This is a genomic window from Sorangium sp. So ce1335 (genome assembly GCF_051521615.1).
Classification (GTDB): domain Bacteria; phylum Myxococcota_A; class Polyangia; order Polyangiales; family Polyangiaceae; genus Sorangium.
In genome coordinates, this window is record NZ_CP150363.1 from 216,601 (window position 1) to 229,035 (window position 12,435).

General features: G+C 73.0%; 5 protein-coding genes. All 5 read right to left on the minus strand.

Features of this window, described 5'->3' with window-relative positions; genetic code table 11:
• Positions 1–23 precede the first annotated feature (23 nt).
• Positions 24–2,795: a type VI secretion system Vgr family protein gene (locus tag WMF24_RS00820; RefSeq protein WP_437734424.1), complete on the minus strand. Its 2,772-nt coding sequence runs from the start codon at positions 2,793–2,795 to the stop codon at positions 24–26.
• Positions 2,792–4,252: a type VI secretion system Vgr family protein gene (locus WMF24_RS00825; protein ID WP_437734425.1), complete on the minus strand. Its 1,461-nt coding sequence runs from the start codon at positions 4,250–4,252 to the stop codon at positions 2,792–2,794. The genes WMF24_RS00820 and WMF24_RS00825 overlap by 4 nt, the downstream gene beginning before the upstream one ends.
• A gap of 168 nt (positions 4,253–4,420) precedes the next feature.
• On the minus strand, positions 4,421–6,016 hold the full coding sequence (locus WMF24_RS00830; protein WP_437734426.1) for a DUF2169 family type VI secretion system accessory protein: 1,596 nt from the start codon (positions 6,014–6,016) through the stop codon (positions 4,421–4,423).
• A 246-nt stretch (positions 6,017–6,262) separates the two neighbouring features.
• Positions 6,263–10,390 (minus strand): hypothetical protein, encoded by a 4,128-nt coding sequence (locus WMF24_RS00835; RefSeq protein WP_437734427.1) that lies wholly within the window; start codon positions 10,388–10,390, stop codon positions 6,263–6,265.
• Positions 10,387–12,243 (minus strand): OmpA family protein, encoded by a 1,857-nt coding sequence (locus WMF24_RS00840; protein ID WP_437734428.1) that lies wholly within the window; start codon positions 12,241–12,243, stop codon positions 10,387–10,389. Before WMF24_RS00840 ends, WMF24_RS00835 begins: the two co-directional genes overlap by 4 nt.
• Positions 12,244–12,435: the final 192 nt, after the last annotated feature.

A 12,435-nucleotide genomic window follows, 5' to 3' on the forward strand; every position in this document is an offset into this window, starting at 1 on the left:
CCCGCGCGCCGCGCGCGCTCCTCCTAGAAGAACTGCAGCTGCTGGCCCTTGATGAGGGCTCCCACGGCGTCGACCTGGACCTGGCTGCCGCCGAACTTCAGGGTGGAGGCGGCGTTCGAGCCGCTCAGCTCCAGCACGGCGGGCCCTGACTGGGCCACGACGCCGGCGGCCGCGTCGACCTTGAGGCTGCTCGTGCCGCAGGTGAGCTCGATCGCGGCGGGCTCGATCTTGATGGTCGCGCCGGCCGGCCCGCCGCAGCGCAGCAGGATCTGGGTCGGCTCGATGATCAGCTCGGCGTCGTTCAGCGGGTTCGCGTGCGCGAGCTTGTGGACCAGGTACGACCCGACGAGCGCCCCGAGCGTCGCGATGCCCCACGTCATGCCCGTGAGCCCGCCGCCCTTGTCGAGGTCGTCCTTGCCCGCGGCCGCGCCGCCCGCGCCGAACACCGCGCCCGCGGCGCCCGCCGCCACCGCGGCGACCCACGGCTTCGCGGCCTCGATCGCGGGCTTGTCGGTGGCCCGCACGCGCAGGTGCACCCTGGAGCGCGCCTTGATGTCCTGCTCGTCGGCCGTGGTGAGCTTCTTCGTGTTGCCGAACTCGAGCACCGGGCCGTACGCGATGTTGCAGACCATCCCGGCCGTGATCCCGGTGTTGAGCCCGAGGAAGACGTTGCCGTTCACGCCCGCCGCGATGCTGTAGTTCCCGCCGAGGCTCATCCCGAAGTTGATGCCGGTGAAGAAGCTCGAGTTGTCGCCGTACGTGAGGTTGACCGACGAGACGTGGCTGCGCTGGGTCTTGCGCCAGCCCTGCCAGTCGTTGCTGAACGTCATCGAGTAGAAGTCGGCGTCGTAGATGCCGAGCGTCCGGTTGGGGATCACGAGCCGGTAATTCCCGAGGACGACGTCGGTGCGGTTGCCCGTGGTGACCGACTGGTAATCTCCCTGGGTCACGACCGTGCGGTTGCCGTCCGTGTGATCGTAGACCCCGTCGCTCGCGGCCCAGCCGAAGTGCGCGGCGCTCCCCTTGTCGCCGTCCGCCGAGCTGATGTCGTAGCCGGTGTCGAGGCTCGACCACGTCCAGCCGCTGTCGCCGAACCCGTCCGCCGGATCGAGCCGCGCGGACTCGGTGAAGCTGCCGGCCGGCGCGCTCGCGCGCTCGCCGTACCGCAGGTAGCTGTACTTCCCGTCGCTGTGCGGGACCGCGATGCGGATCCAGTCCTCCGCGGCGCTCGCGGTCGTCGTGATGTCGTCCTGGCCGAGCTGCTGCTCCAGCGGCAGCGCGCCGCCCGTGCCGGCCTGCGAGGCCGCCGGCGCGGCGTCCGTGCCGGCCTGCGAGGCCGCCGGCGCGCCGCCCGTGCCGCCCCGCGAGGCCGCCGGCGGGCCCGAGGCGCCTCGGGCGCGCCGGCGCCCGAAGCCGCCGCCCATCTCGACCATGGCCCCGTTCGGCATCCGGATGCGGCCGCGCCCCTCGTCGGCGCTCGTCACCACGCGGCTCTTCGCGTTGGGCACGACCCCGGTGATCACCGGCCGCTCGGGATCCCCGCCGACGCCGGTCCACAGCACCTCGGCGCCCTTGCGCAGCGTGAAATGCATGCCCTCGTCCTCGCCGCCGTAGGGCGTCGCCAGGCGCATCGGCACCGAGGCCTGCGCCTCGGCCGCGCCGCTCAGGTCGAACGGCATCACCACGCGGTAGCGGCCCTCGGCGTCGACCGCCGCGGTGCCCTCCGGGCCGCGCGCGTCGACGTGCGCGACCATCGCGCCCTCGAGGCGCGGTCTCGGCGTGATGCGCGGCGGGCGGTAGCGCGTCGAGGCCGGGATCGCCTCGAACTCGCAGGCGTAGCGCGGTCCGTCGCCCGCCTCGGCGCGGTGCACGGCGCGCGTCACCAGGTAATCGCGGTTCCAGTCGGCCCGGAAGTGGCCGGAGAGCCCGAGGCGGGCGCCCGCGGCGAGCGGCGCGCCGATCGCGCCGTCGTACACGGCCGCGCGGCAGCGCAGCTCCTCGGCGCGCGCAACGGCGAGCGCGGCGCCCTCCTCGGGCGTCGCGAACGGGCCGCCCTCGTCGATGAGCAGCCCGAAGCCGCGGCCGTCGACCTCGGCCTCGGCCTGGAGCGGCACCTCCGGCGTGCGCTCGTTGTAGTCGAGCAGCACGAGCGCGCGCGGCGACAGCCGGCGCCGGCAGCGCAGCGCGCGCACCTGGGCGGCCTCCCGCTCGCCCATGGAGGCCTCGACCGCGCCCCGGAAGCCGCCCGGGTGGTCGCAGAGGACGAGCCGCTCCGCCCCGCCCCGCGGCTCGATGACGTAGCTGATGCCCGCCTGCTCGAGCTGCCTCGAGACGAAGTCGAGCGCGCTCTCCTGGTACTGCACGGCGTGCTCGCGCGGCGGGTACGCCCGCTCGAGCCGCCGCTCCACCTCGATCGCGAGGCCGCTCTCGGCGATCACCGCCTCCACCAGGTCGGGCACGCTGAGCCGCTGGTAGATGCGCGTCTGCCGCGCGAGGCCGAGCAGCGCGAGGCGCGGCACGAGCGCGACCCGGTAGGCGTACCGGCCGGGGCCCAGCGCGCCGCCTTGCTCCACCTCGGCCACGACCCCCGGGATCGCGCGGCCGGCGAGGTCGAGCTCGCCGGCCGCGCCCGCGATGTCGTCGAGCGGCAGCGCGGGATCGGGCGAGGCGAGATCGATCTCGAAGCGGTAGGGGCGCGACAGCGCCTCCTCGCCGCGGAGCCCCAGCACGGTGAACGCCCCGGCCGGGGCGGCCTCGGAGCGGAAGTGGATCCCGACCGTCGTGGGCTTCGTCATTGCTTCTCCGAGATCTCGATCATGGCGCCCGAGGCCATGGTGATGCGGCTCTGGTTGGCGTTGCGCGCCACCACGGGCGAGGGCGCGAGCGGGTGGAACATGGCCCCGAGGATCACCGGGCGATCCGGGTCGCCGTTGGCGAACCCCACGATGACCTCGGTGCCCGGGCGCAGGGGGAAATGCATCCCGTGCCCCATGCCGCTGAACGGCTGCGCCATCCGGATCGGGCGCGAGGCCTTCTGCTCGCCCGGCTGCGCCGTGTCGAAATGGATCTGGACCGTGTAGCGCCCCTCGGCGTCGAGCTGCGCGATCCCGTTCGTCTTCCCCCCGGGCCCCGGCTGCACGATCCCGGTCACCACGCCGGAGATGCGCGGCCTCGGCGTCCGCCGCGGCGGCCGGTAGGCGACGTGGGCGGGGATCGCGCGAAAGGCGTTCCTGTAATAGGGGCTCTGCTCGCCGGTGTCCTTGAACGCGGGGAGGCGCGCCTCGTGCTCCACCTCGACGAGGAGCAGCTCCTCCGGCCCCGGGAGGCGCGGGTGTTCGACCAGCGTCACGCGCTGCCCGGCGGACAGCGCCGCGCGGCTGGCCTTGCCCTCGTACACGCGTTGCCGCGAGAGCCGCTCTTCGGCCCGGATCTGCGCGAGCTTCCGGGCCTCGTCGGGCGTCTTGACGTGGCTGCCGTACTCGACGACGCCGCCGCCGTCGCCCGAGCCCAGGCCGGCGTAGGCCGTCAGATCGAGCTGCGGAGCGCGGTAGTTGTAGTCCTGCACCACGTAGTTGGTGGGCACCAGATCGGTCGTCACCTCGAGGCCGAAGACGCCCGCGGCCTCGCCGCGGGCCCGGAACGGCACCGTCGCCGCGCCCGCGGCGGGGCGGAAGCCGGATGGATGGTCGGTGAAGACCAGCCTGTCGCGGCCGTCCTCGTGCTCGAAGAAGAAGCTTATCCCGACGTGCTCGGCCAGGCGGCTGATGAACGCGAGGTCGCTCTCGCCGTACTGCACGACGAACTCGCGCTCCGGGTAGCTCTCGATCAGCCGCAGCTCGATGTCCTCGGCGCCGAGACCGTGCCGCTCGAGCTTGCTCCGGAGGATGTCCGGAACGCTGCAGTCCATGAAGATCTCCTGCGTCTCGACGAGGGTGAGCCGGAACGCGCGCGGCACGAGGCGCAGGCGATAGGTGGGGCGCTCGGCCAGCGGCTCGAGGCGGTCCCGGATGGGGCCGAGCATGCCCGAGACGCGGCGGATCTCCTCGCCGTCGGACTCGAAGACGAGGCTGACCTCGGCGCCGGGCGCTGCGTCGGCCGGGAGCTCGTGGTCCTCGTCGAGCACGATGTCGAGATCGAACGAGAAGAGCTGCGAGATCGACTCTCGCCCGGAGAGCTCGCGGACCTGGACGTGGTCCCACGACCCCCGCTCCGACTCGATGCGAACGTCCAGCGTCCCCGAGGTTTCCTTCATCGCTCGTCCTCCGCTTCACTGCAGGTCGGGCCAGGAGCACCGATCCGGTGCGAGCGCCGCGCACGCGGCGGTGTGTGTTTGCCGCGAGAGCGCGGGGGCAACCGCGACAGCCGTGGTGGGCAACTGCGCCGCTTGGGGCCCTTCCCGGTCCTCGCGCGCATCGGCGGGTCAGCTCTGCCTCTTGCCGGGGCCGTACAGGAGGGCCTTCACGTCGAGCTTCGCGGGGCGCTTCGGCGGCCCGGCGGACGGCCCGGGGGGCGGCGGCTCGGGAGGCGGCGTGGACCACGCGAAGGCGCGGCCCGCGGCCGGCGGGGCGGGGGGCGTCGCGGCCGTCGGCGTCGCGGCCGTCGGCGTCGCGGCCGGCGGGGCGGGGGGCGTCGCGGCCGTCGGCGTCGCGGCCGGCGGGGCGGGGGGCGTCGCGGCCGTCGGCGTCGCGGCCGGCGGCGTCGCGGCCGCGAAGGGGGTCGCCGGTAGGCTTGCTGCGAAGTCGATGATTTCCTTCGGCAGAGGCACCGTCCTCGACCTGTCGACGGGCGCCTCGAGCGGCGGCGGCGCCGGTTGCGCCAGCGGCGACGCGCCCGCGGGCGCCGGTCGAAACGGCAGCGTCGACGCGGCCGGCAGCACCGCGACCGACCTGTCCGCGAGGTCGATCGTCCCGTCGAGCCTCGCCGTCCGGCTCGCCTCGGGGGACATCTCGGGGGTCGACTCCAGGGCGGCGCCGCCCCCATCGTCCGCGCCCGATCGGGGCGCGAGCCCTGGGCCCGCGGCTCCGGCGCCGTGGATCGCGGCGCCCGGGGCGGGCCACGCGATCGGCTCGCCCGGGAGCTCGACGCCGGCCAGGATGCGCACCCGAGAGAGCGCGCCTTCGGTCGGCACGGGAAAGCTGCCGCGCCACGTCACCGTGCAGCGCTGCTCGTCGCCGTCGATGCGCAGAACGTCGGCGCTGAGCGGGAGCGCCTCGCGCTCGTCCACGCCGAGATCCGAGAGGCCATGAACGCGGGCGAAGCCGCGCGCGCCGGGCAGGCGCATGCGTGCGCGCGGGGCGCTCGGGTGCAGGCCGTCCATCACGATCCACTCGTCGCCGCGCAGGAGGGGCGTGCGCTGATCGGGCGGCGCCGCCTGGAAATACTCCCAGCAGAGATCGTCGGGGATCTCGGCGATCTCGCGCTCGAGCAGGGCGCGCGGGGCCGCGCCGAGGAGCCGCCTGCGGGCAGGCATGGCCTGTGAGATCGGACCGAAGCCCGCCACGCGCTTCCCGTCGCGCGGATCGAGGATGTTCGGCTCGCCCGAGCCCTCCGCGTGGCCGACGCCGAACGGGTTCTCCGGGAAGCCGAGCCCGCCGTACGCGTGCTCGTGATCGATCGGGAGACGCACGAAGCCGCCCCGCTTCCGGACGATCAGCGTCTTGTCCAGCAGCGTCCATCCGCTCGACGAGAAGAGCCCGAGCCGGACAGGCAACGTGTCGACAGGGCGGCCGTGCGGCGCGTGCGCATGGCCGGTCCAGAGCACGTCGGCCTGGAGCAGGCGAGGGATCAGGTCGGTCGTGAACCGGACGCTCCGCGAGGGCACGGCGCCGTGGTGGATCTCCGCCCGGATGATCTCCTGCGGCGCGACGCGCGGCATCGCCGTGTCGCTGGCGAACGCGAAGGTGGCTTTCACGATCGCGGTCACCCGGAGCTCGCCCTTGAACCGCCAGCTCACGGCGGCGGCGGTCGCAGCTCCGAGGGGCGTCACGCTGGCACGCGGCGGGCTGCTCGTGGCCATGAGTCCACGATCGATGAGAGCGGCTCGCCGACGCCGCTGTCAAGCCACCATGGTTGCGTGGGAGCGCTCCTCCCCGCGGCGCTCACTGTCGCGCTCTCGCGGCGAGCCGCTGTGATGAGCGATCGCGCCGGTGATGATTCTCGGGGAAGGACGGGTGGGGCGCCCACGGCCGCCGGTGGGATCGTCCCCCGCCCTTTCAGGCGGGGGACGCGCGGCCGTGGGCCTTCGCTCGTCAGCTATCGTCGGCTAGCTGTCCGCGCGGCGCCGCCGGCGCAGCGCGAGGCCGGCGAGGGCGCCGAGCAGGGGCAGCAGCGTACCCGCGCCCGGGCCGCTGCCGGCGGGCGTGGGCCGCGCGGCGCAGAGGCCGTTGCCCTCGGCGAAGATGCCGCTCGGATCGTTCGGCTCCCCGGGACCGGGCTCCTCGGGCTCGCAGGTGCCCGGCGAGCTGTCGGTCGAGGTGCACACCTCGCCCGAGGGGCAGCCGTTGCCGTCGGCGCCGCGGCAGCCTTCGACGCACTGGTGTTCCTCGCAGATCATCCCGCTGTTCGCGTCGCCGCAGTCGATGTCCTGCCGGCACGCCGCGGGGCCCCGATCGTCCTCGCCGTCGTTCGGATCGGTCTCGCCCTCGTCGACCGCGCCGTTGTGGTTCGCGTCCTCCGCGCCGTCGCTCACGCCGCCGTTGTCCGTGTCCGGATCGAGCGGGTTCGTCGTCGTCTCGGGGTCCGCGTCCGCGATGCAGGTCCCTGCGTCCGCGTCGGTCGCCCCGTTGTCGCAGGGCAGGCCGAGCTCGGTGCCGTCGAACAGCCCGTCGCCGTCGCTGTCGGGGTCGAGCGCGTTGATGAGGCCGTCGCCGTCGTGGTCGTCGCTGAAGTTCGGCTCCGCCCCGTCGAGCACGCCGTCGTCGTCGCTGTCGGCGTCCTCCGGATCGGTGCCGATCTCGCCCTCGAGGGCGTCGCTCAGCCCGTCACCGTCGGTGTCCGCCGGCGCCACGTCGTCGTCGCCGTTGTTCGGATCGGTCTCGTCCGCGTTGATGGCGCCGTCGAGGTTGATGTCCTCGTCGCCGTCGTTCACGCCGCCGTCGTCCGTGTCCGCGTCGACCGGCGAGGTCTTCGTCGCCCCCTCGTCCGCGTCGGCGCGGCAGTGGCCCGCCTCGGCGTCCGTGCCCTCCTGGTCGCAGGGCAGGCCGAGCTCGGTGCCGTCGAAGAGCCCGTCGTTGTCGCTGTCGACGTCGAGCGCGTTGATGAGCCCGTCGTCGTCGGTGTCCTCGCCGGGGTTCACCTCCTGCCCATCGAGCGCGCCGTCGTCGTCGCTGTCGGCGTCGTCCGGATCGCTGCCGATCATCTCCTCGATCGCGTCGCTCAGCCCGTCGCCGTCGCGATCGTCAGGCACCGAGTCGTCGGCGGGGTCGTTGGGATCGGTCTCGCCCTCGTCGATCGCGCCGTTGTGGTTCGCGTCCTCCGCGCCGTCGCTCACGCCGCCGTCGTCCGTGTCCGGATCGAGCGGCGAGGTGGTCGTCTCGGTGTCCGCGTCCGCGATGCAGGTCCCCGCGTCCGCGTCGGTCGCCTCGTTGTCGCAGGGCAGGCCGAACTCGGTGCCGTCGAAGAGCCCGTCGTTGTCGCTGTCGGGGTCGAGCGCGTTGATGGCGCCGTCGCCGTCGTGATCGTCGCTGAAGTTCGGCTCCCGCCCGTCGAGCACACCGTCGTCGTCGCTGTCCGCGTCGCTCGGGTCGGTGCCGATCAGCACCTCGATCTCGTCGACGAGCCCGTCGCCGTCCGTGTCGACGATCGGCAGATCGTCGTCGCCGTCGTTCGGATCGGTCTCATCCGCGTCGATCGCGCCGTTGAGGTTGATGTCCTCCTGGCCGTCGCGCACGCCGCCGTCGTCGGAGTCCGCGTCGATCGGAGAGGTGGTCGTCGCCCCCGCGTCCGCGTCGGCGCGGCAGTGGCCCGCCTCGGTGTCGGTCGCCTCGTTGTCGCAGGGCAGGCCGAGCTCGGTGCCGTCGAAGAGCCCGTCGTTGTCGCTGTCGACGTCGAGCACGTTGATGAGCCCGTCGCCGTCCGTGTCGTCGGCCGGGTTCGGCTCCTGCCCGTCGAGCGCGCCGTCGTCGTCGCTGTCCGCGTCGTTCGGGTCGCTCCCGATCGTCTCCTCGAGGTCGTCGCTCAGCCCGTCGCCGTCGGTGTCCACCGGCGGCGCGTCGTCGTCGCCGACGTTCGGGTCGGTCTCGCCCTCGTCGACGACGCCGTCGAGGTCCACGTCCTCCTGCCCGTCGGGAACGCCGCCGTCGTCGGAGTCGGCGTCGAGCGGGTCGGTCGTCGTCGCCCCGGCGTCGCCGTCGACCCGGCAGTGGGCCGCGCGGACGTTCGTCGCCTCGTTGTCGCACTGCGACCCGAGCTCGGTGCCGTCGTAGAGCCCGTCGTTGTCGCTGTCCGGATCGAGCGCGTTGATGAGCCCGTCCCCGTCGGTGTCCTCGTCGAAGCGCGGCTCCTCGCCGTCGATCACGCCGTCGTCGTCGCTGTCGGCGTCGTTCGGGTCGGTGCCGGCCTCGACCTCGGCGGGATCCTCGATCCCGTCGCTGTCCGAGTCGCAGCCGTTGTTGAACACGCCGTCGCAGTCGTTGTCGATCGAGTCGCCGCAGACCTCGGCGCCCGTGGGCTCGCAGACGCAGGTGTTGCCCTCATCGCACGTCGGGGTGAGCGGCCCGCAGTGGTCGTCGGTGAGGCACTCGACGCACGTGTTGGGCGTCCCCGCCGTCTCGCAGTACGGCGTCGGCGCCGTGCACTGCGCGTTCGTCTCGCACTCGTCGACGACGCTCTCGGTCGGCGGCACGCCGTCGGTCGGCCCGTTGCCGTCGGTCGGCGTCTCCTCGGCCGGCGCGCCCTGCTGCCCGGCCGCGCTGACGATCGCCTGGTTGCGGATGAAGCCCGAGGCGCCGGCGTCGACCCTCACCTGGAAGGTGACCGTCGACGACCCGGTGGCGGCGGGGAGCGAGCCCCCCGCCGTCCCGTTCGCGCCGGTGCCGAGCCGCACGCGGACCGTGCGCGTCCCCGCGTCGTACTCGCCCTGGTCGTCGCCGGGCGCGTCCGTCTTCGGGCCCATGTTGGCGCCCACCGTGACCGAGAGCGACCCCGGCACGTACGTCACGCCCGCGGGCAGCGGATCGGTCAGCACGGTGTTGACCGACGCGTCGTTGCCGGTGTTGACGACCTGGATCGTGTACTGGATCAGGTCGCCCGGGAGCAGCAGCCCGCCGTTCACGTCGACGGCCAACTTCGTGGAGGTCGTGAAGTCCGGCTTGAAGGTCGAGATCGACGTGATGAAGCCGGCGAGGAAGTACAGGTCGTTGTTGCTCGACGCCTGGATGGGCGCCTCGGTCAGCCCCGGGGTCACCTTGGACGTGATATCGAAGACGTCGATATCCATCCCGGCCATGCTCCCCGCGGTCCCGGCGAGCTGCGGCAGGTCCCCGACGTTCGACACCGGCACGTTGAGATAGGAACGCGTGCCGTTGAAGAAGTTGTCGGCCGGGTTCACATCGTCGCCGAGCGCCGGCGGCCCGTTGAAGAAGAACTGATCTCCATCAAAGGCCACGTCGCCCTCGAACGCGACGATGCCGATCTTCGCGTCGTAGCCCGCGTTCGGCACCAGGAACCCCGACAGGGTGGCGCTCTGGGTCGACCCGCTGGCCACCGTGTCGAGCCCGTCGAAGAGCGCGAGGTTGCGCGGCGGCTCGGAGGCGAGCTCGTAGAACACGACGAGCCACCACCCGGCGAAGTGGTTGTCGAAGTTGTTGTTCGTGAAGCTCGCGGTGTCGATGCCGCCCACCCGGTACGCGCCGGAGCCTCGCGCCTGCACGACGTCGGTGATGTCCGCGACCGACTGGTAGTAGACGCGCCCCGAGCTGACCCTCTCGAAGCTATCGATGGCGGTCACCTCCTGGGAGAAGCCGCTCGCGCCGGGCCGCTCCAGGGTGACCGCCTCGTCCGCGTCCCCGCTGGTCCCGAGGTGCGCGCCCCAGTAGAGGTACGCGTGCGTGACCCTCGCGCCGGGCGGCACCTCCAGCACCGCGGAGCTGCGCGCCTGCGCGGCGGTGATGCTGCTGCTCGCCTCCGCCTGGCCCTCCGCGGGCGAGTCGGCGCGCCAGAACGTGTCGGGCGCGCTGTCGCCGGTGTTGCTCCCGCACGGGCCGATGTCGCCGAGCACGGGCGACCCGATGTCGTCCCTGCCGCACTCGTGGCCGAGCGTGTTCCCGATGAGGAGGAAGTCTCCCCGCTGATCGACCTGCACGCGCAGCGCGGGCGCGGCGTGCGCGGCGCCGCCCTGCCCGCCCACGCACGCGAGCCCGACAAGACCACCTATGACCCAACGTCTCTTCACGGCGCCTCCTGCTGCTGCTTCGGCTTCTTCTCGATGATCTTGAACTGCACGCGGCGGTTCTTCTGGCGTCCCTCTTCGGTGTCGTTCTCCGCGATCGGGACGTCAGGCCCGTAGCCCTTCGACGCGAGCCGCTCGGCCTCGATGCCGCGCTGGACCAGCGCCTTCGTGACCGACTCGGCCCTCGCCTGGCTGAGACGGACATTGTACGCGCGTCCGCCGCGCGGATCGGTGTGCCCCTGCACCTCGATCTTGGTGATCTCCGGGTGCTCCTTCAGCACACCCGCGACCTCGTCGAGGAGCTCGTCGCTCGCCTTCTTGATGGTCGCCTTGCCGGTGTCGAACTGCACCTGCTGCAGGATGACGATCTCCTGCTCGGTGACGCGCACCGCGACGGGGCAGCCGTTCTTCGCCGGATCCGGATCGGGCTTGCCCTTCTCGTCGGGGCAGGCGTCCTGATCGTCGCGCACCGTGTCGCCGTCGCGATCGCCGGGGCAGCCGTTCGTCGCCGGATCCGTGGTGCGGAGACCGGGGATATCGGGGCAGGCGTCCTCCGCGTCGATGACACCGTCGCCGTCCTTGTCCGGCGGCGGCGGGCAGCCGTTCTTCTTCGGGTCCTCGTTGGCCGGGCCGGACTCGTCCGGGCACGCGTCGACGTCGTCGGTGATGCCGTCCTTGTCGCGGTCGCCTGGCGGCGGGCAGCCGTGCTTCTTCGGGTCGTCGTTCGCGATGCCGGCGTTGTCCGGGCACGCGTCGACGCGGTCGAGGATGCCGTCCTCGTCGCGATCGGACGGCGGGCAGCCGTTCTTCTTCGGATCGGCGTCGGCGACGCCGGGCGTGTCCGGGCAGGCGTCCAGCTCGTTGGGGATGCGGTCCTTGTCGCGGTCCGGGTCCTCGCGCCGGACCTCGGGCGAGTACGCGAGCATCGCGACCGCGCGGAAGTCCGGCGTGCCGATGCCCGACGTGAAGCCGGGCCCGGCGGCGACGCCGATCTCGAAGTCGCGCACCGCGGGCGCGAAGCGGTAGCGCACGCCGAGCAGCGCCTCGACGTTCGTGTTGCGCGCGTCCGGGTCCTCCAGCACCGTCGAGACGTTCACCTCGGGCCCGATCTGGAGCTGCTCCTCGGGCAGCAGCAGCAGGCCGACGCCCGCGCCGCCGTTGAACATCAGGCCCTGCCGCACCTGCGCGAACGTCTGCGCGGGGCGCAGGTCGACGCCGGCCGCGACCGACCACGTGAGGTGCGGGGCGCGGCCGCCGGCGATGATCTGGGGCATGCCGCGCACCGTGCCCTCGCCGACGTACGAGCCGCGATCGCCGTTGCCGGTCGGCAGCCACACGTACCCGCCGACGGCGAGCTGGAACGGGTCGTAGTACTCGCCGAGCAGCCGCAGGCGCAGCCCGAGCCGCAGGTCGCCGATCTCCGCGCCGCTCGGCGACGGGAAGGAGAGGCCCTCCGCCGCCGGGCTCCCGCCCTCCTGGAGCACGGCGAGCGGCACGTCGACGTTGACGTGCAGCCGGTCCCAGATCGTGAACGAGCCGTTCAGGTGGAGGAAGAGCTGGTGCTCCACGATCGAGTCGATGGGCTCGTCCTGCCCCAGGCGCGTGAGCACGAGCGGGTTGTGCGCGTAGTCGCCGAGCAGCATCAGGTGGAGCGTCGGGCTGCCGTCCTGCCGGGGCGAGGCCGCGTAGGGCGACGGCACGCCGAACATCCGGTCGCCGGCGGGCGCCGGGCTGAAGCGGTCGAGGGCGAGGCCGCGCTCAGCGTCCGCCTCCTGAGCGGACGCTGGCGCGGCCCACGCCGCCGCCGCTAGCGCGGCGGCGCCGCAGATCCATCGAGGGGGAGAAAGGGCTCTCATGCGCAGGATCACCTTCTGAGTGCACGGGGCGAGCGGCCGTCGACTGCTCCGGCGCGCAGGCGAGTTGTGGAAAAGGCCGCATCCTCCAGCGGAGGAACGGCACGCTGCCGCGAATCCCGGGCCGTCTTATAGGACGCCGCCGGATGTCTCCGGTGGACTTTTCGAACGGCGGTCGACCGAAAAGAGGCGACC